The organism is Plantactinospora sp. CNZ320 (genome assembly GCF_002846275.1).
This window is the reverse complement of the sequence record NZ_PJMP01000001.1, coordinates 12,887-38,816: the sequence shown is the minus strand read 5'-3', so window position 1 is coordinate 38,816 and position 25,930 is coordinate 12,887. Positions and strand designations below refer to the sequence as shown.

Below are 25,930 nucleotides of genomic sequence, written 5' to 3'. Positions count from 1 at the left end.
TCAGACCCGCGTGGTCTCGCGGAGCAGCCCGGTCTTCTCCAGGGTCGCGGCGATCGCGGCCCGGGCGTCGTCGTCGACGTCGCAGGCCGGCGGCCGGACCCGGGAGGAGGCGAACTGTCCCAACTGCACCAGCGCCTCCTTCGTCGAGGCGGCCTCGCTGCGCAGCTCGGTCGGCTCCTGGTTCTCGAAGACCGTGTCCATCAGCGGCACGCACCGGTCGAGGAAGACGCGTCGGGCCCGTTCGGCGTCGCCACCGGTCGCGGCGGCGATCAGTTCGGCCCAGGTGGGCGGGTGGATGACACCGATACCGATCAGGGCGCCGTGCGCGCCGTGCAACAGCATGCCGAGCAGCGCGGGCGCGTCGGTGGCGGCGAGGACCGCCACGTCCTTGTGGAACGAGTCCCAGATCTCGGCGTACCGGGTGGGGGTGAACGACGCGGCCTTGATCGCGACGACGCTGTCGAGCGCGACAACCTCGCGCAACACCTCGATCGAGTACGAGCAGCCGGTGAAGTCCGGGTACTGGTGTACCACCATCGGCAGGCCGACCTGCCGGTCGAGTGCCCCGAAGAAGTGCATGACGGAGGCGGGGTGCTTCGACAGCCGCCGATACGGTCGCACGTCCACCGGTGGCAGCACGAGCAGCCCGTCGGCACCGGCCTCGGCGGCACTGGCGGCCTCGCGGACGAGGTCCTCGGCCGTGTTCGCCTCGATGCCGACGATGATCGGTTGACCGGGGCGGCGTACGGCGATGGCCCGCCGCACGATATCCGCCCGCTCGGTGGTGGAGAGCTGCAGAATCTCACCGACGTGGCCGTTGACGACGAGACCCTGCACGCCGTCGGCCTCGGCCGTGGCTGCCAGGTGGGCGTCGAGCCCGGCGAAGTCGATCTTCAGGTCCTCGTCGAACGGGGTCACCGTCGCGGGGTACAGGCCCCGCATCTCGATGGCGGTCATGTCAGCTCTCTCCTGCTCTGGGTACGGGCTGCCAGCGCAGGACGGTGATCTCCCCGTCCTGTCCGGCCGGCTGGAAGACAGCGCGCATCGGGATTCCGATGCGCAGCAGATCGGGGTCGCCGTCGACGCTGCCGATCACGCGTACGCCGGGGGCGTCCGACAGTTCGACGATGGCCACGGCGTAGGGCAGGTCGGTGTAGCCGGGCACGGTGGCGTGCCCGACGACCGTGAAGCTGTACAGCTCCCCGGTGGCCTCGTGGGTCTGCCAGGTGCGCTCCGCCGAGCCGCACGCCGGGCAGAGGCCGCGCGGTGGCCAGACGACCGCGGCGCAGCCGGTGCAGGACGGCAGCAGCAGTTCGCCTCTGGCGGTGCCGTCCCAGTACGGGGCGAACAGCGGGTCGGTGATGTCCGGTACCGGAATCTTCGTCAGGTCAGCCACGGGAACCTCCAAGTACCGCGAGCGATCCGTCACCGAAGTTGCCCCAGCCGGTGACGGCGATGTGCCGGGCGCCTTCGACCTGCCGGGCGCCGGCCTCGCCGCGCAGTTGGCGGACGGCTTCGAGGATGTGGTTGAGCCCGACGAGATGCCCCTCGGAGAGCAGCCCGCCGTGCGTGTTCACCGGCAGGCGTCCGCCGAGCCGGATGTCCCCTCGGGCGATCATGTCGCCCACGCCGTCGGCGGTGGCGAAGCCGGCCGACTCGAGCTGGTGCACGACCTCGAACGTGAAGCAGTCGTAGACCATCGCGGCGTCCATGTCGGAGGGCCCGAGGCCGGCCTGCGCCCAGGCCCGCGGGGCGGCCTTGCTGAGGCCGATCTGTAGGAAGTCGGGCCGGCTGACCAGATCGTCAGGCACGTCGGGAGCACCCTCGGCTGCGGCGAGGATCCGCACCGCACGGTGGGTGTCGTTCGGGCGCGGTTCGGCGGCGACGATGACCGCGCAGGCGCCGTCGGTCTCCAGGCAGCAGTCGAACAGGCGGTACGGGTCGGCGATGACCCGGCCGCTCAGGTACTTCTCCTTGGTCAGTTCCCGGCCGTACATCTGGGCGCCAGGGTTGAGGTTGGCGTGCGCGCGAGCCGCCAGGGCCACTTCGGCGAGGTGGTCGCGGGTCAGGTCGTACTCGTGCATGAACCGCCGGGCCAGCATGCTGTAGCGCTGCGCGGCGGTGTTCCAACCGGCGGGGTACTCCAGGTGCTGCCGGATCGAGGCGCCCGGCACGAACGAGGGCCGCTTGTGCTTGCGCGGGCCGGAGCTGCCCTTCAGGGCGCGGTACATCAGCACGTACTTCGCCGCTCCGCCGGTGACCGCGACGGCGGCGGTACCCAGTGCGCTGACCGCGCTGGCGCCGCCGACCGAGCTGACCGCGCGGAACCGCACGTCGGGCAGGCCGAGCGTGGTGATCAGGGTCTCTGCCGAGACGTGACCGGCGTAGGCGATTATGCCGTCGATCTCGCGTACGTCGATGCCGGCGTCCTTGGCCGCAGCGATGGCGGCCTCGGCGGCCAGGGTTTCGACGGGGCGGTCGATGCGCTTGGCGTACTCGGTGTTGCCGATGCCGATGAGCCGGGCGGTCATGCGATCACCGCCCGGGCGTCGACCACGAACGCGCCGTCGGGGGTCACCACGACCGGATTCAGATCGGCCTCCAGCACGACGCCACGGTGACCGGTGGCCCACCGGGCGAGCGCCTCGATGACGTCGAGCAGTGCCTCCCGGTCGGCGGGCGGGTCACCGCGATAGCCGGCGAGCAGTTGCGCGAGGACGCCGTGCTCGGCGAGGCGCCGGGAGAGTTCCGCGCGGGTGGAGGGCAGCAGCACCCCTACCGCGTCGGTGTGCAGTTCGGCGCGGGTGCCGCCGACCCCGACGACGAGCAGCAGCCCGAAGGCGGGATCCCGCTTCAGGCCGACGAGTACCTCGACGCCCTTGACCATGCGTTGGACGAGGATGCGGGCGTCGTTCAGGCCCTCCCTGCCGGCGATGTCGCGCAGCCGGGCGGTGGCCTCGCGTACGGCCGCCGCGTCGTGCAGGTTGAGGAGAACGCCGCCGGACTCCGTCTTGTGGTTCAGGTCGGGGGCGTCGAGCTTGAGCGCGACCGGGTAGCCGAGCTGCCCGGCGGCTGCGTCGGTACCGTCGAGCAGGTCGGTGAGGGCCATCGGCGCGCAGCTGACCCCGGCGCCGGCCAGCTCGGTGAGCGCGGCACCGGCGGTGCGGATCTCGGCCGGTCCCTCCTCCCGCCGGGGTGCGGTGTCGAGTAGGGCCGTCAGATCCGCGTCGATGCGGGTGTTGCGGAACCGGGCGCCCGCCTCGGCCGCCACGACAGCGCGGGCCGGGTCGTCGTAGGCGGCGATGCCTCCACGGTCGAGGTGGACGCGGGACGCCACGTCGAGGCCGACCCAGCCGACGTACATCTCCTGCGGGATCCGTGCGCGGACCTCGGCCAGCTTGACAGTCATGGCTTCGGAGCGGGGCCCGCCGGCACCGGTGGCGATGAAGATCGCGTCCAGCTCCGGATCCTTCGCCAGGGCAAGCGCCATCCGGGCCAGCCGGTCCTGCTGGGCGAAGGCGCCGGTCACGTCGACCGGGTTGGCCATGTCCTCCTGCCCGCAGATCTCCTCCAGCTCGGCGCGGACATCGGCGCGCAGTGGCGGGAGGGTCCAGCCCTGGGCGCTGAGCCAGTCGGCGGTCACGGTGCCGTTGCCGCCGGAGGTGGTGAGGACGGCGGCGCGGCGTCCGTGCGGGCTCGCCGCCCGTGGTGCCGACTGCGACGACAGCGCCAGCGCGGCGTCGAACATCTCCTGGTACGACGAGACGACGCGGATGCCGGACTCGGCGGCTACCGCGTCCAGTACGGCGGTGGCCCCGGCGATACGCCCGGTGTGCGACGCGACGGCGTGCCGCCCGACCTCGGATCGGCCGACGGTGAGCATGACGACGGCCTTGCCTGCCGCACGGGCGCGCAGGGCGGTACGCCGGAACCTCACCCCGTCCCCGACGCCCTCGACGAAGAGCAGGATCACGTTGGTGTCAGGGTCGTCGACGACCAGGTCGAACAGCCCTTCCATCGATTGCGCGACCTCGTTCCCGCTGCTGATCAGCCAGCTGTAGCCCAGCGTGCGGTCACGGAAGGCCTGTAGCAGGTAGGAGACGATGGCGCCGCTCTGGCCGAGCACGGCGACGTCGCCGGGGCGCAGGGCACCGCCGTCGGCGCCGGTGGCGAAGCTCGCGTTGATCGCCGCGTTGCCGTTGAGCACGCCTACCGAGTTCGGGCCGATGAGCAGCATGCCGAACTCGGTGGCGATGGCGGCGAGGCGCTGGTCGAAGGCGCGTCGGTCGGCCTCCGCGCCGAGGTGCGCGGTGATCACCACAGCGGTGCGGACCCCGAGCCGGCCCGCCTCCTCCAGCACCGCCGGTACGCCACCGGCACCGATCGCCACGACCACCATGTCGGGTACGTCGGGCAGGTCGCTCAGGCTCGAGTACGTCCGGTGCCCGAGGATCTCCTGGCCGGCGAGGCGTGGATTGACCGGGTAGATGTCGGCGGCCGGGTTGGCCGCGACCAGATTGCCGATGAGCCGGCTGCCGTAGTAGCTGCCGCGATCGGGCGGGGACGCTCCGACGACCGCGACGCTGCGCGGGACCGTCAGGCGCGTGGCGTGGTCCTGCGCCTGTCTTTCGTCTGTTCGCATCAGGGTGGGCCTTCCGGTAGGACAGCGCCGGGACGCTGTGGGACAACGTTGCTCACAGCCCGGGAACCATCCGGGAAGTGTCTTTACCAAGGGGTCAGATAACGTTGTCTCAGCGACCGTAGCACCGGTTTGAAACGAGGGTCAAGAACGCTTGAACCGCGTACTGCAAAGGGTTTTCGGGTGTGCCGAACCACCGCGGGGGCCGTCGGCCCGCGCGGTGCGGCGGTACTGGGGTCAGGCCGGCGGCGGGGCGGTGGACCGCCCTTCGACGACAGTCGGTTGTGTGGTCGGCGGTGCCGGGGCGGGTTTGCCCGCGACGTGCGCGGCGATGTGCCGCAGCGCGGCGAGGGCGTACTCCCCCAGCGCGACGTCGACGCTGGTCAGGGTGGGACTCGACCAGGCGGCGGAGCGGGTGTTGCCGATGCTGACGACGGAGACGTCGGCGGGGACCGACCGCCCGGCGCGGGTCAGGCCGTCGAGCACGCCGATCGCCATGGTGTCGGCGCCGACGATGAATCCGGTCAACTCCGGCACCTGGGCCAGCATCTCCCGTACGGTGACCGAGCCGTCCTCCGGCGCATAGCGCGCGTGCCGGACGACGAACCCGGCGCCGGCATCCGTCAGTGTCTTGGTGGCGCCGCGCAGACGCTGCTGGGTGACCTCACTGTCCGGCGGGCCGAGCAGGATGCCGACCCGCCGGTGCCCCAACTCGGCCAACTTCGCCGCGGCAGCCGCGCCGACCCGCTCGTTGTCGACTCCGAAGGTGGGGATGTCGACGCCACGCGGCGCCAGTGAGGTGACCGCGACGCCGGAGCGGCCGACCAGGTTCATCAGCGCGGCGAACCGGTCCAGATAGGTCCACTGGTCGAAGCCGCCACCGGCCAGGATGAGGCCGGCGACCCGGTGCCCGCACAGGTGCTCGATGTGCTTGAGCTCCAGCAGGGCGTCGCGCTGCATGTTGGAGACGATGGCGACCATGCCGTGCTCGCGCTCGGCCGCCTCGGTGACCAGCTCCGCGATCTCCCCGTAGTACGGGTCGACCATGTCGCCGACGACCAGGCCGACCATGGCGTCCCCGGCACCGCGCAGCGCGCGCGCCGCGACGTTCGGCATGTAGCCGAGTTCCGCCGCGGCCATCTGCACGCGCTCGGCGAGCCGCGGGTCCACCTTGCTGTCCGTCTGGCGCAGGACGCGCCCGGCCGTGCTCACGGACACGCCAGCGAGCTTGGCGATGTCGACGAGCGTTGGAGCCCTTGCCGGCACGTTCACGTCCATGGCACCCCGTCCTTCCTGTTGTACAGACTGCCTCAGCTCGCGCCGAGGCGCTGCAACGACTCCGTCGTCCGCTTCTCCACCTCGGTGACCAGGGTGGCGACGTCGGCGGCACTGCGCGTCTTCGGGGTGAGCCCGAGCGCCCCGATCTTCTGCTGGTACTCGCTGCTCTCGCCGACCTTCATCATCGCGGCTTCCAGGCTGGCCCGGACCGCGTCCGGGGTACCGGACGGGACGACCACTGTGTAGTAGGTTTCGGAGGTCACGTCGTAGCCCAGCGAGGCGGCCGTCGGCACCTGCGGGTACTGGTTGATCGGCTCCTTGCTCAGCGTCGCGAGGAGGCGGAACTTGCCCGCGTCCACCTGCGGCTTGGCGGTGGCGGCGGCGAGCGTGGCGACGTCGATGTGCCCGCCGAGCAGCGCGGCGACCTTCTCGGCGGCACCTGTGGCGTAGATGGCGGTCTTCAGGTCGATGCCGGCCGCCTTCTCCAGGTTCGTCACGGCCAGGTTGTCGGTGCTCTGCGCGCCCTCGATGGCAGCGGTGAGCTGGCCCGGCTTCGCCTTCGCGGCGGCGACCAGATCCGCCATGCTCTGGTACGGCGAGTCGGCCTTCACCGCGACCACGTCGGTGATGTCCGACAGGCTGCTGAACCAGGTGAACGCGTCCTTCTTGTAGGGCGCGCTCTGGCCCGGCCAGATCCAGGCCAGGGCGTTCGGCATGCTGATCATGCCGAAGGTGTAGCCGTCCGGCTCGGCGTTCGCCAGCTCGCTCAGGCCGACGACGGTGTTGCCGCCGGGCTTGTTGAGCACAAGGACCCGCGACCCGAGTTCCTTCTCCAGCAACGTCGCGGCCACCCGGGCCTGGCTGTCGGCGGGACCGCCGGCCGAATAGGGGACGATGAACGTGATCGACTTGCTCTTGTCCGGGAAGGCGGCGGCCGCCTTCTCGCCGGCCGCCTCGGTGGCCGCCTCCTGGGCACATCCGGCGGTCAGCAGGACGGCTGTCGCCGCGACCACGAGGGCTTTGCTGAATCTCATCGGGAACTCCCTACGGTGTGGGTGGAAGGATCATCGAGGGCGGGCTTCTTCTGCCCGCCACGGGCGATGGCACGGGAGCGGCGATAGCCGAGGTAGGCCCGCAACGCGAACACCGCGACGGTGAGCACGAGGCACACGTTTGTCAGCGGGCTGCGGAACAGGCCGAGCGAGTCGCCACTGGTAAGCGACATCGCGGTACGGAAGTTGGCCTCGATCATGGGGCCGAGGATGATCGTCAACGCCGCGGGCGCGAGCGGTACCTCGAGGCGACGCATGACGAAACCGACCAGCCCCGCGACCCACATGATCGCGATGTCCACGATGGAGTTGTTCACCGTGTAGGCGCCGATCATCATGAACGCGAGGGTGATCGGATAGAGGATCTGGTAAGGGATGCGCAGCACGCTCACCCAGAGCCGGACCAGCGGCAGGCTCAGGATCAGCAGCATGACGTTGGCGACGAACAGCCCGGCGATGATCGTCCAGGCCACTTCCGGGCGATCACGGAACAGCAGGGGCCCGGGTTGCAGGCCCTGGATGAGGAACGCCCCGAGGATGATCGCCATGGTCGGCGACGCCGGGATGCCGAACGACAGCAGCGGAATCATCGACGAGATGCCCAGCGCGTTGTTCGCGGTCTCCGGCCCGGCGACGCCCTGGATGGCTCCCTTGCCGAACCGCTCGGGGTGCTTCGCGAACCTCCGCTCGGTGACGTACGAGGCGAAGGTGGCCGCCGCCGCCGGCGAACCGGGTATCAGGCCGAAGAAGAACCCGATGACCGAGCCACGGCCGATGGCCCCGGCGGATTCCCTCAGGTCCCTGCGGTTCAGGTGCAGCGAGCCGACGCGGCTCGGCAGGCTCAGCGTGTTGCGCCGCAGGGTGCTCTCCAGGATCTCGGCGACGCCGAAGAGACCCATGACGACGGCGATGAAACTGATCCCGCCCGTCAGCGCGATGGTACCCATGGTGAAGCGGGCGTCCCCGAAGACGGGGTCGAGGCCGACCATGCCGATGAAGAGGCCGAGCAACGCCGATATGAGTGCCTTGACCATCGAGCGGCCGGCCAGCCCGACCACGATCGTCAGTGCGAGGATCGTCAGTCCGAACAGCTCCACCGGCCCGAGCGTGATCGCGGCCTCCGCCAGGGAGGTGGCACCGAGCATCCCGACCAGGGCGATCACGCCGCCGGCGAACGACCCGACGGCCGCGATCGCGAGTGCCTTGCCGGCTCGACCCTGCTTGGTCATCTGGTAGCCGTCGATGCAGGTCACCACGGAGGCGACCTCGCCGGGCACATTCAGCAGGACCGAGGTGATGGTGCCGCCGTACATCGAGCCGTAGTAGATGCCGAGCAGCATGATGATGCCGCCGACCGGGTCGAGCGCGAACGTGATCGGCAGGAGCAGCGAGCAGGCCGCCGCCGGCCCGAAGCCGGGGATGACGCCGGTGAGCATGCCGATGATGCAGCCGACGAGCGCGTACGCCAGGGTGGTCGGCGTGAGGATCTCGCCGAACCCGGCCACGAGTGCGTTCAGCAGGTCCATCTAGAGCACCGCCCAGGGCAGGAAGGGGATCTCGACCGGCAGGCTGGGCAGCACGATGCCGAGGTAGTCGAAGAGCGCCCGGGTCAGCATCGCGCCGAGGACGGCTCCGGCGATGCTCCACAGCGGCTTCTGCCGGGCCACGACCACAAGTAGCGCCGCGGTGTAGAACGCGACCGCGACGGTGTAGCCGACGCTGACGAAGAGGCCTATCGCCACGGCGGTGACCAGCAGCGTCGCGCCGAACCGGAAGGCGCCCCCGTGGCCCCAGTCGATCTCCTCGTCGACGTGCGCCTCGGCCGCCTCCTGTTCGGACTCCTCGAGTACGACGCCCACGGGATCGTTCGGCTCCTCGGCCTCCGGGCGGCCGGGCTTGAACAACCAGGCCAGGGAGAGGACGACGAGCAGCGCGCCGATGACGAACGGGAACAGGCCCGGGCCGGGCTGGGTGCCTCTGCTCAGGCCGTACCTGTGCGAGGTGACGGTGACCAGGACGGCGAACGCCAGGACCGTGGCCGCCGCCACGCGCTGGCGGGTCGCCCAGCCGCTGCTGCGGGCGGGACCGTCAGGACCGTACCGACGGGTGAGCGCGTCGTCGGCGCCGGGCGTACCCGACCCTGCGCTCGGGGCGGTGTTCGCGTCGGTACGGGGTGCTGCCGAAATGTGGCTCTCTACCATCTTCGCGCTCCCTGTCAGGGCGGCGTGAACTCGACGTCGTCCATGTGCTTGCGGACCTTAACGCCATGGTGACGGGCGCCACAAGACCTTCAGGCAACGTTATCTGCAACGAGAGCCGAGTGACCGATCAGCCGTTTCTGTAGGGGTTGACCTGGCCAACAGTGCCGCTCTGGACATTACGGACCCGTTACGAACGTTACCTCTCGTACTCCTCGCGAGGCGGTGGTACGGTCCCCCAGACAACGAAATCTCACCCTCCGCCCACCGCGAGGTGATGCCGTGTCCTCCCCCAGTTCCCCCGTTACCGGCCCCGGCGCACGTCCCACCGGCGCCACGCCCTCCAGCACTGTTCTGCCGGCGGCACCCACCGGAACGAATCCCGCGATGCACCCCGGCCCGGGCGATCCGCCGCCCACCCCGGAGCAGTTCCAGCGGTCCAGCGACCCGACACCCGGCGGCCCGACACCGGGCGGCGACCTCCCAGACGGCTCTGGCGATGCCGGCGCGACGGCAGGCGCGCTGACCGGCGTGCGGGTGCTGCGGCTCGGTCGATCACGGGCCGGTGACCTGCTGGAGCGCCTACTGACCGAGCAGGGTGCCCAGGTGACGGCGGTACCCGGAAGCGTCGCCGCTGCCGCGCGGGCCGCGATCGGGCTGCTCGCCGAGCACGACGTGCTGGTCGACGACGCCGGACGAGGCGTCCTCGCCGCCCACGGCCTCTCGCCCGCCGAGGCGGCCCGGCACAACGGTCAGCTCGTCCACTGCTCGATCGTCGCCCTACCTGCCGGCGCGGACCCCGCCGACGCGCTGCCCCCGGACGGGAACCGGGCCGGGGGCCCGGAGGGCGCGGGGCTACGGAAGCCTGCCAGCTCCGCGCTCCCCGACCTCAACGGCCGGAGCGGTACCGACGGCGACACCGACGATGCCTTGGTTGACGAGCACGCGCCCGGCGGCTACGAACTCGACGACACGGCGATCGCCGCGCTACTGGGCCTGCACCGGATGTCCGGGCTGCCGCTGCGTGCCGAGCCGCTGCCCGTGGCCAGCCTCTACGGCGCCGTCCTCGCCGCCGTGCACATCGTCGCCGCGTTGCTCGCCCGCGTGGACCGACCGGCATCCGTGCACTTCGAGGTCCCACTTCTCGCCGCCGCGGCCACCGCGCTCAGCCGAGAGCGCATCGTCGTCGAGGACGAGCGCCTGGTCGACATCGCCACGGTGCCGCACCTGCCGCACGTCGAGCTCTACGAATGCGCTGACGGTCGGTACCTCCAGCCGCACGGGCTCTACGCCGAGTTCGTACGGGTCATCTGCCGCGTCGCCGGTCGTCCGGAATGGGCCGACGAGGCGGCCGCCGCCCTGGACAGGCTCCCCGATCAGGCCGCGGTGCACTCCTGGCGGGAACGGCTACGCGCGGTGTTCCTCGAACGTCCCGCCATCGAGTGGGAACGCGAGATCAACGCGGCGGCCGGAGCGGCCACGATGACCCGTACCCCGGAGGAGTGGTCAGCCGAGCCACACGCGACGGCCGCACGGATCCTGGCGACCGATCAGGTCCGCACCGCCACCGACGCGGCGGACGCGACGAGAATTCCGCCGCCCGGTCCGGCCGTTCGGGTCTCCCTCGCCGCGGCGCCACCGGGCACCGCGGCGCCCTCCGCCGCCCGCCGATGGGCGCCGCCGGATCCGGCGCGCGACCCGGGTCCGCTCAGCGGTGTGCGGGTGGTGGACTTCTGCATCGTGCTCGCCGGGCCGACGTGCGCCCGGATCCTCGCCGACCTTGGCGCCGAAGTGGTCAAGGTGGACGATCCGCGCCGGCCGATCAGCCCCTTCCCGTGGCTGGACGTCAACCGCGGCAAGCGCAGCACTGTCATCGACCTCAACACCGACGCCGGAGTACGGCTTGTCCGCCGGCTCGTCGACGGTGCGGACGTCGTGGTGCAGAACTTCCGCGCCGGCAAGATCGACAGGCTCGGCTTCGGTGTCGACAGCCTCCGCCACGAGCGGCCCGACCTCGTGTACGCGTCGCTGAACGCCTTCGACTTCGACGGCCCGTGGCAGGAGCGGGCCGGCTGGGAACACAACGCGCAGGCCGCCAGCGGCATGCAGTCGCTGCGCGCCCGCGATGGAGTGCCACGGCAGGTGCCGTTTCCGGTGAACGACTACGCCACCGGACTGCTCGGCGCCTACGGCGTCTGCCTCGCCCTGCTGCACCGTCGACGTACCGGCGCGGGCGGTCATGTCCAGGCCAGCCTCGCCCGCAGCGCCACCTGTCTGCTGCGGGCAGTCCCCGAGCGCCCGGACCCGTACCTGCCGATCGAGTGCACCGACGGCTGGGTCTGGGCCGCCACATCGCTGCGCGAGGGTACGACGCCGGCCACGTCGTTGCCCGACGGTACGGCGCCGGCCTTGCCCGCGAGCGGGGCGACCAGGGCGGAGACCCTGCGGAGGCTGCGGGCCGCGGACACACCCGCCGTGCCCGAACTCGACCTGTACGATCCGCACACCCGCACCTGGCTACGGTCGTACGGCGTACTGACCCGCTGGCGTCACCGGCGGCTCGGCTGGATCGACCAGCTCACCCCGGCCGTGCACGGCAACCTCTTCACCGTGCCGGGCCACCCGGCGCCCGAGCCAGGCGACGACACGGACACGGTGCTGGCCGAGGCCGGTGTCGACAGGGAAGAGCTCACCCACCTGCGCGAAACGGGGGTGATCGCGGGTCCGCTCTACTTCTTCCCCGATGTGCCGCTGACGCCCGAACCAGATGTGCCGCTCCCGCCCGCACCACCAGCGACGGCGACGGCGACGGCGACGCCAGAGTCGCTCGCTGCCCGACGGCCGGTGGATGCCACGTCGTCGTCTCCGGGGGCCCCGGCCGCCGGCACACGCGGGGCGGCCGACTGATGCGACTCGCCGCTGTCCGTGTCCCAACCGGCGTCGTACCCGCCCGGGTCGACGGCGACGTGCTGCGGCCCCTCGCCGCCGCGTCGGTGGTCGACGCCCTCGCCCGGCTGGCCGTCGGGGAGCCGGTGGCGGACGCCGCCACTGACCCGCTGGCCGGTACGGCCGCACTCGACTGTCCCGTCGGCCGGCCGGGAAAGATCATCTGCGTCGGCCACAACTACCTCGGACACATCCGAGAAATGGGGCGTACGCCTCCGGAGTTTCCCACCCTCTTCGCAAAGTTCGCCGACGCACTACTCGGCCCCACCGACCCGCTCGTGCTGCCACCCGAATCGGCAGCCGTCGACTGGGAGGCCGAACTGGGCATCGTCGTCGGCCGGGTGATCCGACGCGGCGACGTCACCCAGGCACGGGACGCGATCGGCGGGTACACCGTGGCCAACGACGTCTCGATGCGCGACTGGCAGCGGCGGACGACGCAGTTCCTCCAGGGCAAGACGTTCGAGGCGACGACTCCGGTCGGGCCGGTGATCGTGACGCCGGACGAGGTCGATCACGCGCGTGACCTGCGGATCACGTGCACGGTCGACGACGTGACCATGCAGGACGGTCGGACGAGTGACATGTTGTTCGACCCGGCGACGATCGTGGCGTACCTGAGCGGGATCGTCACCCTGCGGCCGGGCGATCTCATCCTGACCGGCACCCCGGCCGGCGTCGGCGATGGTCGCGACCCGAAGCTGTTCCTGCGGCCGGGGCAGGTACTACGCACGCAGATCGAGGGAATCGGTGCCTGCGTCAACACCTGCGTGAGCGGATGAACCGCGACCGAGGGCACGCGGGCTCACCAAACTGATGGATGACGAGCTCGCAATCAGAGCTGACGCGCCGGCATGCCGCCGCCATTACGGCCGCGCTGATCCTCGACACTTCCGACCTGATCCGCCGAGCGGGCCTTCTTCCCTTGCTACAGGCCGCATCGACCAAAGCCGCTGATGAGCGTCAACGTGATCGCGCCATCGACATTCTTGACGCCTGTGCTAAGAAGACCGAAACCGCGATACCGCCTGCAAGTGAGCTTTGACGCAGAGATGCGGATCGTTCCGCGATGCGACGCATGGCCGCGTTGCGCCCTGGCCCGCTTGGCCCGGCCATCTGGACGCCGCACGAACTCCGACACAGCTTCGTCTCTCGGCTGTCGGACAGCGGCGTTCGGTCGGAGACCTTCGCTGATCTGTGCAGCCACGCTGGTACGACGTCAGGGAGAAGGTCTACCGGCGTCAGCCCCGGCCGGTACTTCCGGTACTTCTCGCCGGGGCACACGTCATGGATGCGACCCTCGGGTCGGTGGACCCGTAGTCACTCGGTTGGTCACTCAGGAATACAGAGAGGCCCAGATCATCGATGTGATCTGGGCCTCTACCTCGGTGGGCGATACTGGGATCGAACCAGTGACCTCTTCGGTGTGAACGAAGCGCTCTCCCGCTGAGCTAATCGCCCTCAGCGCGGACGACTGTACCTGATCGCCCGGAGTACGCGCGACTTCGGGGTCAGTGCGTCGCGATGTAGTGCATGAACCGGGCGATCAGGTCGATGCCGAGGCTGGCTCGCACCGACAGCCAGACCACGAGCGAGACGAACACCAGCCCGACCGACCCGAGGACGAGCCGGACGAGCAGCGACTGTGCGCGTACCCAGCGTGCCCAACTCTGTACGTGCCGACGGGTGAAGCCGAGTAGCCGTTTGGCCCAGTGGAACTCCACCGCCCAGATGCCCAACCCGCCGATGACGATCAGCCATCCGGGTCCCGGCAGCGGAATCAGGGCGAGGCCGAGTGTGACGACTATCGCACCGCCGACCGCCACGAACACCTTCAGCGCGATCCGTCCGGTCGGGTTCGCCCGGATCATCTCAAGCGTCCGCCGCGCCCGTTGCCGCCTGGTCTGCGTCACGAACGGTTCGAGCGGCACCGCCGCACCGACGCCCGTGGGTGCCTCCGTCGCAGGCCCGGACCGGTCCCCCCGTGGGACGCGCTCGTCCTCCGGCACGTCGTACCTCCGCTCCTCGACCGCCCCCGCGACGCCGGAGCTGGCCCCCGCGCCGGCCCCGTTCATCCTCGATGCGCCTACCAGAGCCACTTTCTCCATTGAGGATGGATTCGTAGCCATTTCCTCCCCCAGTGTGGCTCGGCCCGTCACTCAACAGGACGACTGGACGTTACCGGAGTGAGTCGACGGCTGAACCATCCGGCGCCGGATGGGATCGAGTACCTGGGCAGAACTGGACATCCTACATAAAGATTCGATTTCGATCGGAGACTAGGAAGCCTCTTCCCACTACTGGGTGATATCAGCGTATGGCGGAGCGTAACCATGAGTAGCACCTGAGGATGGGAAAGGCGGGACACATACGTCCCGCAGCGGTGCCGGGGGGAGAACGTCCATGAGTGTCATCCGACCGACCACGGTCGAGGTCGAGACGTCGTTAAGGCTCGTTGCACCTGACGCCACGGCTCTGCCCGTGCGTGCCAGCCTGCGTTACGACCCAGCCGACCCGTATGCGGTCCATGTCCTGTTTCATGCTGAATCCGCCGGGGGCGAAGCGGTGAGCTGGTCCTTCGCGCGGGAACTGCTCGTCACCGGCCTCGATGAGCCAGCCGGGATCGGCGACGTCCGGGTCTGGCCCTGGGCCACACCCCGGGGCGACTTCGTCGCGCTCGCGCTCTCATCACCGGACGGTAACGCACTGTTCGAGGTGCCACGTAGCGTCCTGGTCAGGTTCCTGCGCAGGACGTACGTGGTGGTCCCCCGGGGCCGGGAGGGCGACCACCTCGACGTCGACACGGCGGTCAACCGGCTGCTGGCCGGTCGCTGACCGTTCCTCGCGACGGCCTCGCGGTCAGCTCACGGCCGCAGGCACCTCACGCCGCTGGAACGCCACGCCGCTGGAGACGACACGCCGTCGGAACGCTACGCCACGCCGCGCGGACCCTGCCGAGGTCCGCGCGGCGCGTCTGAGCGCAACGGCGGGCCGCCCCCGACTCGTCGTGGGCGCCGGGTCATGGGCGCCGACTCGCGGCTGCCGACTCGCGGCCCGTCTCGGGTACGCCGATTCGTCACCGTCTGTAACGGTCCCGGTCAGCCGTGGGTCGTGATGCCGCCGTCGACCGGGATGACCGCTCCGGTGAGGTAGGAACCGGCCCGAGAGGCGAGATAGATGGCCGCGCCGGCCATGTCGTCGGGCCGCCCGATCCGGCCGAGCGGCACCTGATGCTCGATCGTCGCCCGGGTCGCCGGGTCGTCGAGCGCGAACGCCATCATCTTGCTCTCGAACGGACCGGGTGCGATCGCGTTCACCGTGATGTGCTCGGGAGCGAGCTGGTGCGCCAGGCTCCGGGTCAGCATGTGCACCGCCGCCTTGGTCGCCGAGTAGGCGTACACCTCCATCCACGGCACCCGGATGCCGTCGATCGACCCGATGTTGATCACCCGGGCCGGGTCGTCGGCGCTGGCCGAGGCGCGCAGCGCGGGCAGCAGGGCGGTGGTCAACTGGAAGACCGCCTTGACGTTGACCGCCCAGAGCTTGTCGAAGGCGCTCTCCGGGTACGCCTCCAGCGGGGCACCCCAGGTCGCACCGGCATTGTTGACGAGTACGTCCAGCGCCGGCACCCGCGCCAGGACCTGCTCGGCGAGCCGGGCCGCCCCCGCCGCGCTGGAGATGTCCGCCGGGATCGCCTCGCACCGGCCGAACGCGGAGAGCTGCTCGGCGACCTCGGCGCAGACCTCCGCCTTGCGCGACGAGATGATCACCTGGGCGCCTGCCTCGACGAATCCCCTGGCGATCATCAGGCCGATCCCCCGGGTGCCCCCGGTGACCAGCACCGCCTTGCCCTCGACCGAGAACAGACCTGGCATGTGCACCTCTGGAGGTTGTGGGCCGGCCGGCACCGGGATGCCGACCGGCCGTTCGCGTACTGTTCGGTAACTTAATCCTGACCGCTCCGACCCGACAACTCCGGCCGCCCCGGTCCCGCCACCGCCCGGATCCCGGCGATCACTGATCCTGTCCGGCGATCACCGCCCGGTCCCGGCGATCATGACTCACGCCGGACTCGCGGCCCCGCCCGGGGTCACCCGAGACAGCCCGGGCCACCCGAAGGCAGGCCGGGATCATCCGAAGGCAGCCCGGGCGCGGCGAGTCACGGCTCACCACCGGCGATGCGTACCCCGTCCAGATAGACGGTGATCCGACCGTTGGCCTCGTAGCCCGGCCTCGCCGGACGCCAACTGTGGTCGTCGGTCTCGACGAACCGGTGGCGGTCCGTTCTGGTCAATCGCAGCTCGATCGGACCGGTCTTCCCGGCCGCCGGCAGCGTCCCCGCACCCCGGCCGAACCCGACCTCCAGATAGCCGTCCGCGCCGCGCCGGGGTACCGGCAGCCGCACCAGGCCCTGGGTGACGTTGGCGCACCCGATCGTGGCCTGCACGCAGGTTGCCTGCACCGGGCCGCGACCGCCGTCCCTGGTGAACCAGTACCGCACGGTCACCCGGGACAGGTCGACCGGCACCCGGCCGGGATTGTCCAGTTCGATCGCCGGACGGATCTGCGCGTCCGTGGGCGACCGGTCCAGGTTTCGGTGCAGCACCGCCAGCGGCGGCGGGCTCTCCGGCGCCCCGATCACGAGGAGCGTCACCGAGTCGGCCGGGAAGGTGTGCGACAGGATGCCGTTCGGCGCCCCGGCCACCGGCGGCGGCACCAGGATCCGCTGGTCCGCCTCCCGGACGATCGCGCCGGGATCGGCTGCGCCGTACCGGTGCACCTGGGCGGTCGCGGCGGTCCGGCCGCGCAGCGACAGCGAACTCGTCCGCGCCACCCCGCTCTTGTTCACCACCATCACCGTCAACGCGCCGTCCGAGCCGCGCTCGGCCGCGTACACCGAGAGCTGCTCCTGGTCGGCGGAGGTCGCCCGAACGCCGACCTCGCCGAACCGGCCGCCGGCGCCGTCGTAGTTGCGGTACATCCGGAAGGCGTACGCGCCCGGCTGGGTCGCGGCCGGCGGTGCCCAGAGGGTGGCCAGATCCAACCCCTCCCGACCGAAGATCCCGAGTACGTCGGCCTGGGCCAGCGCCCCGTTGACGTGGTCCAGCGCCCCCCAGTTGTACTCGGTGATCGCCGTCCTCGTCCCCGGATAGTTCGCCGCCACCAGTTCCCTCATCCGGGGCACCAGCCGGACCTGGGTGTTGATCCAGCTCTCGTCGGTGTAGGTCGGGTCCCAGAGCGCCCGGGTGGAGCGCAGCCGCAGGGCATTTGTCGCCGGGTCGGTGCCGTTGCCGAACGCCACCCCGGACGCCTGCGGATAGAAGTGCATGTCGAAGTAGTCGAGCACCCGCTGCCCGTGCTCCTCCTCGTAGTCACGCATCTGCTGGAGGTACCAGGTGGCGAAGGGCAGCCCGTCCCGGGCCGGCCGGTCCGGCGGGTTCGCCCAGCATCCGGTACGCCCGCAGACCTCCTGGTCGAGTCCCGAGTAGTCCCAGGAGGTCCAGCCCCAGCCGACCGGGCCGAGCGTCGCCGCCGACGGGTCGACATCCTTCACCGCCGCACCGATCGCGTACGCCTGGTCGCGCAGCTCCGCCGAACTCGCCCCGGTCGGGTGCACGTCCCGATGCGTGGAGTGCCAGATGTCCGGCTCGTTGTCCAGGTTGTAGAACTTCACCCCGCCCTCGGCAGCGGTGCCGTACTTCCCGGTGAGGTGGCGCAGCCACTCCCGGACGTACTCGGGGCCGACCTCCACACTGGTGTCGTGCGGGTCGTTGCCGGTGACCGGGGTGCCGTCCGGCCGTACCCCGTTGCCGCAGTCCGGGCGCCACTCGTCGGTACGCTGCTGCGGCCCGTACCTGGCGACCGAGAAGCCGCACGAGCCGTCCCGGGCCTTCGGCGCCCAGCCGATCAGCGGCAGCGTCAACACGCTGTCGGTCCCGGTACGCCGGTCCTGCTCGACGAAGCGGTCCGTGGAGGACCCGTCCGGCAGCGCCCCGGGATCGGCGTTCTCCTCGGCGATGTTCTCGAAGAACCAGTCCGAGGCGCGGTTGGTGGTGTCGTAGCGGTAGTGGTAGCGGGTGGTCGCGTTGCCGCCCCAGCGACGTACCGGCAGGGCCAGTTCCTCGGCCAGGGCCTCGTCGGCGAAGTTCATCCCGTAGATGTGCGGGCTGATCGGGTGTCGGTCGGCGGTGACGTCGACCTCCAGCGCCGGGCCCGGCTCGGCGGAGGCCGAAGGCGGTGCCGGGAAGGCAGCGGGCGGGGCGGCGAGCACAGTTGCCCCGCTGGCAGCGAGCACGGTGCTGACCGCCACGGACAGGAACGATCGACGACGCATGGTGGTGGTACGGCGCATGCGGGATCTCCGAACTCTCGGATGTCCGTCCCGAGGGGCGGACGTGGCACGTTCGTCTCGCGTGCACCCGTCGCTGTCCCGCGCGCGGTGGTCGTGGCCCGGACCGGGGGTCAGGCTACCGATTCACGAACCCGACCGTCAACGACACACGTCGATGTCTGGCCGTCCGACCCCGGCACACGCCCCGGGTCGACACGGCTACCGCCGGCTACCAGACGGTTCCCGCCATGCGGTCGGCTCCGGACACGGGCCACCCGAGGGGTGCGCAGCCGGCCGTCGGCGGCTAACGTCGCAGGTGATGGTCCGATTCGGTCAACTCCCCGAGGTGCCGGGCGAGGTGTCGGCCCCGCCCCGGTGGACCGGCATCCGCACCCTCACCCTGCGCGACTACCTGCTCGACCCGGCCCGTCGGGGGCCGCTGCTGGTCGATCGACACCTGCTCATTCTGGTCACCGTCGGACACGGCACGCAGGAGATTGACTTTCGGACGTACCCGTGCCGGCCCGGGTCGCTGCTCTGGATCCGGCCCGGCCAGGTCGTCCAGCACGGCGGGCCGAGCGGACTCGACGCCGTACTGGTCTGCTGGGACCCGGAGACCATGCGCGACCTGGGTGTCTCACCGACCGGCCCGCCGTTCACCGCCGGCTACTGGCAGCTCGCCGGTGAGGACGAGGACGCCGTCATCAACGAGGTCAGCCAGCTGGTGGTGGACTGCCAACGGCACGGCGGCGGAAGCCTCGCCACCGAACTGCTGCGGCATCAGCTCGCCGTGCTGCTGCTCCGACTGGCACTGCTGCCCCGCGAACCGGCCCACCCCGGCGCGATGCCGGCCGGGCCGGTGCCAGCCACCCGGCGCGCGCTGGACGGTGCCGGTGCCGACCCGCACGGTCACGATGCCGGTGCCGACCCGCACGGTACGGACCCGACCGGCACCTTCTGGCGGCTGCGTCACGAGGTCGAGCGCTCGTACGGGCAGACCCGCCGGGTCGAGGACTACGCCGACCGGCTGGACTGCTCCGTCCGTACCCTGACCAGAGCCTGCCTCGCCGCCACCGGCCGCAGCGCCAAACAGGTGATCGACGAGCGGGTCGCGCTGGAGGCCCGGCGGCTGCTCGCCGCGACCGACCTGCCGGTGGCCGAGGTCGGTCGGCGGCTCGGCTTTCCGGAGCCGACCAACTTCGGCAGGTTCTTCCACCGGGAGGTCGGGCACAGCCCCGGCGCCTTCCGGGCCGGACTGACCGGCCGGACCGCCACGGCACCCGGCTGACCCCATGGGTGGATGATGGAGGCGTGCAGATCTCGGCGCGCGGCGACTACGCGGTACGGGCCGGCCTCAGTCTCGCGGCGGCGTACCCGGCGTTGATGTCCGCCCAGGCGCTCGCCGCCGAGCAGGACCTGCCCCGGAAGTTCCTGGAGGCGGTCCTCGGCGATCTGCGCCGGGCCGGGATCGTCAGGGCGCAGCGGGGAGCGGAGGGCGGCTACACCCTGGCCCGGCCGCCCCGGGAGGTGACCGTCGGCATGATCCTGCGTGCCGTGGATGGTCCGCTCGCCGGGATCCGCGGACTGCGCCCCGAGCAGACCAGGTACGACGGGGCGGCCGAGAACCTGCCCCGGCTCTGGGTCGCCGTCCGGGCGGCGGTACGGGACGTGGTCGACGAGGTGAACCTCGCCGAGCTGATCAGTGGCCGGATGCCGGCGCACGTACGCAAGCTGACCACCAGGCCGGACGCCTGGCAGCCCCGCTGAGCCGAGCGGCACCACCGACCAGCACCGACCATCCCGGACCGTCCTCAGCGGACTGATTTGGCCTCGCCGATGCGCGTGCACGTTTGCCGAACACCCGTACGGGGCATTTTCCCGGTCACCAAAGCAGTTGAGTCACCCAAGCAGTTTTGGTCACCCAAGCAGGGTCACCCACAAGCAGTTGACTTGTCGGTCACCGGAAGAGTCGTCCCGAAGGGAGCAGGACCGTGGGTCTGATGTTCCGTAAGCGTAAGAAGTTCGGTCCGCTGATCCTCAACTTCACCGAGAACGGCTTCTCGTCGTGGAGTATCAAGATCGGACGGTGGTCGTGGAACTCCCGGGCCCGCGCGCACCGGGTCGACCTGCCCGGCCCGCTGTCCTGGAAGCAGGACAAGTCGCGGTCCTGAGGACGGAAGCGGTGACGGACAGGGATGCCGGCGAGTCGTCGGCGTCCCTGTTTGGCACCTGAGCGGCACGCACAGCCGTCCGGGACTGAGATACGCACTCGGCCGGACGGCACGGCGGGGCACGCTCAGCCGGACGGCACGGCGATGATCGTCACGTCGCCGGCCAGACGACCCGCCTCGGGTTCCCGGCGCACCGACCCGGCTGCCAGCAACGCGGTCAGCACCCGGTTGGTGTCCGCCGGACGATAGACGGTCCGTTCGGCGGTGAACTGCCGCAGCTCGGTGACGGAAGCCGCGCCGACCGACGCCAGTCGGGCCAGGAGCTCCCGCCGCAGCGGCCCCGGATGCGGCGCCAGCGAGATGTCCAGCAGGTGTCCCTCGGGGTCGCCGGGATCCCGGTAGCGCACCCCGGCGTACTCGTCCACCGCCCAGAGGGCGTTCTTGAAGGCGTCCAGCCGCTTGCCGGCGGCAGTGCCGAAGACCAGCACCTCGGTGCGGGTGTCGGCGACCAGTTCCACCTCGGTCACCAGCGGCAACCCGGCCTCGGCCAGCCGGCGCCGGTGGTCCGTAGCGGACCAGACCGGCGGATCGAGCACCAGCAACACCTCGGCGGGCCGGCCACCGGCGATCGCCGCCAGCACCTGGGCGCCCGGCTCCGCACCGTCGGTGCCGTCCAGATAGGCGAAGAGCGGAGCGCCGCTCGCGACCGCCGCCTTGAGCGCCACCGGCACCCGGTCGACCCCACCCGGCATCAGGTGCGCGGTCACCCCGGTGGGCAGCTCCGCCTGCACCGCCGCATGGCGTACCGCGAGATCGTGGTCGTCGGCACGACCGAGCGTGAGCGCCGTCATCCGTCCACCGCGCAGCAGGTCCGCGAACTCGACCAGGACCCGCAGCGCGGCGTCGGCGGCCCCGTCGTCCACCCCGGCGTACGCCTGCGCGAACGTCGCCCGCCGGGACCTGTGCAGCGCTGCCGGCGCCCAGGAGTCGAGCTGGCGAACCAGCAGTTCCCGCTTGACGACGCCGATCGGGTCCCTGGACATGCTGCGGTTCTACCCTGCCCGGCCCGCCCCTGTCACCTTGACCGTCGTCCCGGGTACCCGGTCAGGACGGGACGGAGATGCCGACCCCGCCCCGGGTCTGCCCGCCGTACCGCTGCTTCTCCCGGTCGAGGTCGAGCCGCGAGATGCGGCGGCGCGCGGCGAGCGTCTCCTCGTCGAGCCGGTCGGCCGGGACCAGCCAGACCACCTCGAACTCCAGCCCGTCCGGATCCCTGCCGTAGAGGCTCTTGGTGCTGCCGTGGTCGGAGCTGCCGGCCAACGCGCCCGCCTCGGAGAGCCGTCGTTCGAGCACCGACAACTCGTCGAGGGTGTCCACCTCCCAGGCCAGGTGGTAGAGGCCGACCGTGCTCCGCCCGGCACCGGACGGGCCGGCGGTCGCACCCACCTCGAAGAGGCCGAGGTCGTGGTCGTTGGTGGATCCGGGTGCCTGGAGGAAAACCGCCCCGTCGAACCCCTCCGGCGTCATCGGGACCTGGCGGAAGCCGAGGACGTCCCGGTAGAAGGCGACGCTGCGGGACAGCTCGCGGACGAAGAGTACGGCGTGGTTGAGCCGGTGGATCGCCATGGTTCCACCGTAGCCGTCCGGACCGGCCGCCCGGTCCGACAACCAAACTGCCCCACCTGCCCTCTTGTACTGAACGTCGCCGGGCAAGCACGATGGGGCGTGGCTTCCGGCTTCGGTGAACTCACCCAGCAGGCGAACGCGCTCGTGGCAGCCGGCGACCTGGCCGGGGCCCGGAACCTGCTCGGCCCGCCGCTGGACGCCGCCGACCCGAGTCCCGGCCACGCCTCCGCCGAGTTGGCCGAGGCGGCCGGCCTCCAGGCCCGGGTGCTGGTGGCGCTCGGCGACCCGCACGCCGCCCGGGGCTGGGCCGCGTTCGCCCACGCCGCCGCGACCCGGCTCTACGGGGCGACCGACCAACGGACCGTCGCCACCGCGGCGACCCTCGCCGCCGTACTGCACCGGGTCGGCAACCACACCCGGGCCGCCCGGCTGTACCGGGACGTGATCATCGAACTCACCGCGAACGACGGGCCGGAGTCGCTGCGGGTACTCGCCGCGCACGCCGATCTGGCCACCGTCGAGTACGCCCAGGGCCACTGCACGCTGGCCCGAAACCGCCTGGAGGACGCCTGGGAGCTGCACCGGGAGGTCTACGGCGACGGGCACCCCGGCGGGATCCGGATGCTCGCCCGGCTCGGCGCGATGCAGCGCGACTGTGGACTCTTCACCCAGGCACACGAGCACCTGGCGCTCGCCGTGGAGTTGTGCCGGGAGCACCTGCCGGCCGACCATCCGCTGGCGGCACAGGTCGCGGCCCTGGCCCGGGCGGCGGCGGATCCGGACCATGTCTGCGCGGATCCGGAATCCGAGTCCGGGCACGGCCCGTCCGCGTCGACCGGCTGGACGCACGCCCCGGAACACGCCGAGCCGTGGCGCCCCGAACCCCGGCACGCCGAGCCGGAACCGTATCCAGATCCTGATCCGTACGCCGAGCCGGACCAGTACGCCGAGCCCGACCGATACGCCGAGCCGGAGTACGGCGGCGGAGATCCACCGCACCCGCACCACCGGCAGTACGGCACACCCGCGCAGTACGGCCCGTCGCCGCAGGCAGCCGGGGCGTCGCCGCAGGTCGCTGCTGGCTCGACGCAGGCAGCCGGGGAGCATCCGCCGGACGCGGAACTGCCACCGCGTGACGAGTTGCCGCCGTTACGCTTTCCGCCCCCGTCACCGCCCCGCTCCATCCGTACCGGCGCCGACGTCCCGCAGGTGCCGCCGCCCCGGCTGCCTCCCGCGCCGCTCGTCGAGCCACCGCCCCGGTGGGCCGGCCCGCCGCCGTCCGGGCCACCGGTGCCGGCACCCCGGGACGCGACGAACCGGGCCGGGCCGGGATCCTCCCGTGGGGTTGGACCGCTCGGCGACGAGGACGACGATCCGGATCACGGCTGGTGGCCACCGGACGTGGCCCGTCGCACAGCGGACGGCGACGACGACCCGGAGACCGGTCGTCGGGTCGTACCGGCCTCCGCCGAGCCGTGGCGGCCGGATGGCGCCTCCGGTTCCACCTCTGTTGTCGAGCGGCCGCAGCGGGACCTTCCGGAGGGCTACGGCGGTGACCTCGGCGCCGCTGGCGACGTACCCGAGGTCCGGCACCTGCCGGAACGGCGGTCGTCCCGGTTGCCGGTGCGGATCCACCGGCCGCGACCCGCGACGCGGCGGCTGCCGACAGTGGTCGTCGCCGGCCTGGGGGTGCTGGTCCTGCTCGGCACCGTGGCCGTGGTGCTCGGCTTCGGGTTGACCGGCGACGAGGAGCCGGCGCCACCGGCGCCCGGTGCGACGACCGGCACACCGACCACGCTGCCGAGCACCCCGCCGCCGCCCGCCGAGCCCGGCACCCCGCCCGGCTCGGTGACCCTGGCCGACAACCAGAGCAGCGTGACGCTGGGCTGGAGCTACCCGAACGGCGCGAACGGACCGGTGGTGCTGGCCGGCGGGCGGACCGGGCAGGAACTGCGACCGTTCCAGGAGTTGCCGGCCGGCTCCACCGGATATGTGGTCTACGGCCTGGACACCCGGGACAACTACTGCTTCTCGGTCGCGGTCGTCTACTCCGAGAGCGTGGTCGGCGAGGCGGCACCGGTCTGCACCGAGCGACCCGGCAGGTCCCCCTCGGCCCGCTGAGCCCCGGCCACCGGCTGGCCCGGCACCGGACCCTGGCTCGATACCGGATCTCGGCTCGATACCGGCTCCTGGCCCGGCATCGGATCGTCGTGGCCGTCCTGGGCCGGGCGCTCGGCCGGCAGGCGTACCTCGACCCGCAGTCCCGGTCCGGCGTCGCTGAGGGCCACCGTGCCACCCTGGCGGCGTACCAGTTCCCGGACGATGGCCAGACCGAGGCCGGCGCCGCCAGCGTCCCGGGCCCGCCCGTCGTCCAACCGGGTGAACCGGTCGAAGACCCGGTCCCGGTCCGCGACCGGGATGCCGGGTCCGTCGTCGGTCACCGTCACCAGGTGGTACCCCCGAGCCGTCGGACCGGCGGGTCCGGCCGCCAGCACCACCTGGCTGGTGGTGTGCCGGACCGCGTTGTCGAGCAGGTTGCCCAGGACCCGGGTCAGCGCGTCCGGCTCGGCCAACACCCAGAGCGGGACCTTCGGCGCCACCACCCGCAGCGGCGGCGCCGGATACCGTTCGGCGACCTCGGCCAGCAACTCCCCCAGCTCGACCGGTTCGGCGGCCCGGGGCGGCCGGCCACCCGCGTCGTCGAAGCGGGCGAGCAGCAGCAGGTCGTCGACGAGCCGACTGAGTCGCTGGATGTCGGCGAGCAGGTCGTCGGCGACCGCCGGCCACTCCGTCGCCGGGCCGAGCCGCTGCGCGACCTCGAGCTGGGTACGCATGTTGGTAAGCGGGCTGCGCAGTTCGTGGGCGGCGTCGGCGACGAAGGCCCGCTGCCGGGTCCGGGCCGACTCCAGCCGGCCCAGCATGCCGTTCAGGGTCACCGCCAACCGGTGGATCTCGTCATGCGAGGCCGGTAGCGGTAACCTGCCGGGCCGGGCCCCGCCGGTGATCTCCTCGGCGCCGGCCCGCAGCGTCTCGACCGGGCGGAGGGTCGCACCGATCACCCGCCAGGCGACGGCGGCCAGCGCGACCAGGAGCAGCGGAAAGCTGATCAGCAGGATGGTACGGACCACCGTCACGCTGTGTCGTACGTCCGCCGTCGACTTCGCCACCAGTACCGTCTGCGGATCGACGGCCGTTCCGGCGGGTACCGCCACGACCCGGATCGGCCCGTCCAGCCCGAGCCGCCGGCCGGGCAGGTAGAACCGGTCCCGTTCCCCGTCCCGGAAGCGCCGCAGCTCGTCCGGATAGAGCATCGGGACCAGCCGGTCGGCGTCGATGGAGGCGGCCCGGATCCGGCCCTGGCCGTCGATCACCTGGACCCGCACCTGACTGCCGGCGACCGGAAGCGGGTCCGGCAGGGCGTTCTGGCCGGCGAGCCGGGCCACCGCCTCGGCGGTCTTCAGCGCCTCGGTGTCGACGGTGCGCTGGAGCGCGTAGCCGAGCGCGCCGAGCAGCACCAGCCCGCCGACGGCGAGGCCGACGGCCAGGCCCGCCGCGCTGATGATGGTGAGTCGGGCCCGCAGGCTCAGCGTCAGCCACGGTCGTCCCCAGCGGCGCAGCCGCCGACCTCGCCCGACCCGGCTGGCGGCACCGCTCTCCGGCCGGCTGGCGGCACCACCCTCCGCCCGGCT

At 71.6% G+C, this 25,930-nt stretch carries 21 protein-coding genes, 1 tRNA gene and 1 pseudogene; 8 read left to right on the top strand and 15 right to left on the bottom strand.

The window, feature by feature from the left end; all coding sequences use genetic code 11:
- The 8 genes from CLT71_RS00180 to CLT71_RS00145 all read right to left on the bottom strand — a co-directional run bounded on the left by CLT71_RS00180 (position 1) and on the right by CLT71_RS00145 (position 9,170).
- Positions 1-957, bottom strand: coding sequence for a dihydrodipicolinate synthase family protein (locus CLT71_RS00180; protein ID WP_101365287.1), 957 nt, complete (start codon positions 955-957; stop codon positions 1-3).
- Position 958: 1 nt separating this feature from the next.
- Positions 959-1,396: an OB-fold domain-containing protein gene (locus tag CLT71_RS00175; protein ID WP_158242132.1), complete on the bottom strand. Its 438-nt coding sequence runs from the start codon at positions 1,394-1,396 to the stop codon at positions 959-961.
- A complete protein-coding gene (locus CLT71_RS00170) occupies positions 1,389-2,531 on the bottom strand; it encodes a thiolase C-terminal domain-containing protein (protein ID WP_101365285.1) in 1,143 nt (380 codons plus the stop codon). Before CLT71_RS00170 ends, CLT71_RS00175 begins: the two co-directional genes overlap by 8 nt.
- The gene (locus CLT71_RS00165; RefSeq protein ID WP_101365284.1) at positions 2,528-4,642 is read right to left on the bottom strand and encodes an acetate--CoA ligase family protein; all 2,115 of its coding nucleotides are present in this window, start codon (positions 4,640-4,642) and stop codon (positions 2,528-2,530) included. Before CLT71_RS00165 ends, CLT71_RS00170 begins: the two co-directional genes overlap by 4 nt.
- A gap of 234 nt (positions 4,643-4,876) precedes the next feature.
- On the bottom strand, positions 4,877-5,917 hold the full coding sequence (locus CLT71_RS00160) for a LacI family DNA-binding transcriptional regulator (protein WP_101365283.1): 1,041 nt from the start codon (positions 5,915-5,917) through the stop codon (positions 4,877-4,879).
- Between the two features lie 32 nt (positions 5,918-5,949).
- The gene (locus CLT71_RS00155) at positions 5,950-6,951 is read right to left on the bottom strand and encodes a tripartite tricarboxylate transporter substrate binding protein (protein ID WP_101365282.1); all 1,002 of its coding nucleotides are present in this window, start codon (positions 6,949-6,951) and stop codon (positions 5,950-5,952) included.
- Positions 6,948-8,495 carry a tripartite tricarboxylate transporter permease gene (locus CLT71_RS00150; RefSeq protein WP_101365281.1) on the bottom strand — a complete coding sequence of 516 codons (1,548 nt, stop codon included), beginning with the start codon at positions 8,493-8,495 and terminating at the stop codon, positions 6,948-6,950. Before CLT71_RS00150 ends, CLT71_RS00155 begins: the two co-directional genes overlap by 4 nt.
- Complete coding sequence (locus CLT71_RS00145) at positions 8,496-9,170, bottom strand: tripartite tricarboxylate transporter TctB family protein (RefSeq protein WP_101365280.1); 675 nt, start codon at positions 9,168-9,170, stop codon at positions 8,496-8,498.
- Positions 9,171-9,554: 384 nt separating this feature from the next.
- Between CLT71_RS00145 and CLT71_RS00140 the strand changes: the two genes are divergently transcribed.
- The 3 genes from CLT71_RS00140 to CLT71_RS36295 are packed head-to-tail and all read left to right on the top strand — an operon-like array spanning position 9,555 to position 13,158.
- Positions 9,555-12,074, top strand: coding sequence for a CoA transferase (locus CLT71_RS00140; protein WP_101365279.1), 2,520 nt, complete (start codon positions 9,555-9,557; stop codon positions 12,072-12,074).
- A complete protein-coding gene (locus tag CLT71_RS00135; RefSeq protein ID WP_101365278.1) occupies positions 12,074-12,895 on the top strand; it encodes a fumarylacetoacetate hydrolase family protein in 822 nt (273 codons plus the stop codon). The genes CLT71_RS00140 and CLT71_RS00135 overlap by 1 nt, the downstream gene beginning before the upstream one ends.
- A gap of 38 nt (positions 12,896-12,933) precedes the next feature.
- Positions 12,934-13,158, top strand: coding sequence for a hypothetical protein (locus tag CLT71_RS36295; protein WP_143743312.1), 225 nt, complete (start codon positions 12,934-12,936; stop codon positions 13,156-13,158).
- Between the two features lie 344 nt (positions 13,159-13,502).
- Here CLT71_RS36295 and CLT71_RS00125 read toward each other — a convergent pair.
- Positions 13,503-13,574 (bottom strand) — tRNA-Val (locus CLT71_RS00125).
- A 50-nt stretch (positions 13,575-13,624) separates the two neighbouring features.
- Positions 13,625-14,188: a TIGR02611 family protein gene (locus CLT71_RS00120; protein WP_486482951.1), complete on the bottom strand. Its 564-nt coding sequence runs from the start codon at positions 14,186-14,188 to the stop codon at positions 13,625-13,627.
- A 328-nt stretch (positions 14,189-14,516) separates the two neighbouring features.
- On the opposite strand from CLT71_RS00120, the gene CLT71_RS00115 reads away from it, so the two are divergent.
- Positions 14,517-14,948, top strand: a complete 432-nt coding sequence (locus tag CLT71_RS00115) for an SsgA family sporulation/cell division regulator (RefSeq protein ID WP_101365276.1) — start codon at positions 14,517-14,519, stop codon at positions 14,946-14,948.
- 263 nt (positions 14,949-15,211) lie between these two features.
- On the opposite strand, the gene CLT71_RS00110 is transcribed toward CLT71_RS00115, so the two are convergent.
- Positions 15,212-15,988: a glucose 1-dehydrogenase gene (locus tag CLT71_RS00110; protein ID WP_101370998.1), complete on the bottom strand. Its 777-nt coding sequence runs from the start codon at positions 15,986-15,988 to the stop codon at positions 15,212-15,214.
- A 284-nt stretch (positions 15,989-16,272) separates the two neighbouring features.
- Positions 16,273-18,465, bottom strand: a complete 2,193-nt coding sequence (locus CLT71_RS00105) for a glycoside hydrolase family 44 protein (RefSeq protein WP_158242130.1) — start codon at positions 18,463-18,465, stop codon at positions 16,273-16,275.
- 298 nt (positions 18,466-18,763) lie between these two features.
- On the opposite strand from CLT71_RS00105, the gene CLT71_RS00100 reads away from it, so the two are divergent.
- From CLT71_RS00100 to CLT71_RS00090, 3 genes are all read left to right on the top strand, one after another.
- Positions 18,764-19,732 carry a helix-turn-helix domain-containing protein gene (locus CLT71_RS00100; RefSeq protein ID WP_101365275.1) on the top strand — a complete coding sequence of 323 codons (969 nt, stop codon included), beginning with the start codon at positions 18,764-18,766 and terminating at the stop codon, positions 19,730-19,732.
- 23 nt (positions 19,733-19,755) lie between these two features.
- Positions 19,756-20,211 (top strand): Rrf2 family transcriptional regulator, encoded by a 456-nt coding sequence (locus tag CLT71_RS00095; protein WP_101365274.1) that lies wholly within the window; start codon positions 19,756-19,758, stop codon positions 20,209-20,211.
- A gap of 224 nt (positions 20,212-20,435) precedes the next feature.
- A complete protein-coding gene (locus CLT71_RS00090; protein WP_101365273.1) occupies positions 20,436-20,615 on the top strand; it encodes a DUF4236 domain-containing protein in 180 nt (59 codons plus the stop codon).
- Positions 20,616-20,740: 125 nt separating this feature from the next.
- On the opposite strand, the gene CLT71_RS00085 is transcribed toward CLT71_RS00090, so the two are convergent.
- The gene (locus CLT71_RS00085; protein ID WP_101365272.1) at positions 20,741-21,658 is read right to left on the bottom strand and encodes a hypothetical protein; all 918 of its coding nucleotides are present in this window, start codon (positions 21,656-21,658) and stop codon (positions 20,741-20,743) included.
- A gap of 61 nt (positions 21,659-21,719) precedes the next feature.
- A complete protein-coding gene (locus CLT71_RS00080) occupies positions 21,720-22,241 on the bottom strand; it encodes a VOC family protein (protein ID WP_101370997.1) in 522 nt (173 codons plus the stop codon).
- A gap of 99 nt (positions 22,242-22,340) precedes the next feature.
- Here CLT71_RS00080 and CLT71_RS00075 point away from each other — a divergent pair, with 99 nt between their 5' ends.
- Positions 22,341-24,362 carry a tetratricopeptide repeat protein gene (locus CLT71_RS00075; RefSeq protein WP_101365271.1) on the top strand — a complete coding sequence of 674 codons (2,022 nt, stop codon included), beginning with the start codon at positions 22,341-22,343 and terminating at the stop codon, positions 24,360-24,362.
- Positions 24,363-24,475: 113 nt separating this feature from the next.
- Here CLT71_RS00075 and CLT71_RS00070 read toward each other — a convergent pair.
- Positions 24,476-25,858: pseudogene (locus CLT71_RS00070) on the bottom strand (sensor histidine kinase); the annotation flags it as partial.
- Positions 25,859-25,930: the final 72 nt, after the last annotated feature.

Excerpts from the sequence above, each read along its gene's own strand:
- CLT71_RS00085 (WP_101365272.1), bottom strand. The coding sequence starts at position 21,658 with ATGTCCAGGGACCCGATCGGCGTCGTCAAGCGGGAACTGCTGGTTCGC.
- CLT71_RS00105 (WP_158242130.1), bottom strand. The coding sequence starts at position 18,465 with ATGCGCCGTACCACCACCATGCGTCGTCGATCGTTCCTGTCCGTGGCG.
- CLT71_RS36295 (WP_143743312.1), top strand. The coding sequence starts at position 12,934 with ATGACGAGCTCGCAATCAGAGCTGACGCGCCGGCATGCCGCCGCCATT.
- CLT71_RS00110 (WP_101370998.1), bottom strand. The coding sequence starts at position 15,988 with ATGCCAGGTCTGTTCTCGGTCGAGGGCAAGGCGGTGCTGGTCACCGGG.
- CLT71_RS00115 (WP_101365276.1), top strand. The coding sequence starts at position 14,517 with ATGAGTGTCATCCGACCGACCACGGTCGAGGTCGAGACGTCGTTAAGG.
- CLT71_RS00170 (WP_101365285.1), bottom strand. The coding sequence starts at position 2,531 with ATGACCGCCCGGCTCATCGGCATCGGCAACACCGAGTACGCCAAGCGC.
- CLT71_RS00120 (WP_486482951.1), bottom strand. The coding sequence starts at position 14,188 with ATGAACGGGGCCGGCGCGGGGGCCAGCTCCGGCGTCGCGGGGGCGGTC.
- CLT71_RS00150 (WP_101365281.1), bottom strand. The coding sequence starts at position 8,495 with ATGGACCTGCTGAACGCACTCGTGGCCGGGTTCGGCGAGATCCTCACG.
- CLT71_RS00145 (WP_101365280.1), bottom strand. The coding sequence starts at position 9,170 with ATGGTAGAGAGCCACATTTCGGCAGCACCCCGTACCGACGCGAACACC.
- CLT71_RS00135 (WP_101365278.1), top strand. The coding sequence starts at position 12,074 with ATGCGACTCGCCGCTGTCCGTGTCCCAACCGGCGTCGTACCCGCCCGG.
- CLT71_RS00165 (WP_101365284.1), bottom strand. The coding sequence starts at position 4,642 with ATGCGAACAGACGAAAGACAGGCGCAGGACCACGCCACGCGCCTGACG.
- CLT71_RS00080 (WP_101370997.1), bottom strand. The coding sequence starts at position 22,241 with ATGGCGATCCACCGGCTCAACCACGCCGTACTCTTCGTCCGCGAGCTG.
- CLT71_RS00160 (WP_101365283.1), bottom strand. The coding sequence starts at position 5,917 with ATGGACGTGAACGTGCCGGCAAGGGCTCCAACGCTCGTCGACATCGCC.
- CLT71_RS00155 (WP_101365282.1), bottom strand. The coding sequence starts at position 6,951 with ATGAGATTCAGCAAAGCCCTCGTGGTCGCGGCGACAGCCGTCCTGCTG.
- CLT71_RS00140 (WP_101365279.1), top strand. The coding sequence starts at position 9,555 with ATGCACCCCGGCCCGGGCGATCCGCCGCCCACCCCGGAGCAGTTCCAG.
- CLT71_RS00180 (WP_101365287.1), bottom strand. The coding sequence starts at position 957 with ATGACCGCCATCGAGATGCGGGGCCTGTACCCCGCGACGGTGACCCCG.
- CLT71_RS00100 (WP_101365275.1), top strand. The coding sequence starts at position 18,764 with ATGGTCCGATTCGGTCAACTCCCCGAGGTGCCGGGCGAGGTGTCGGCC.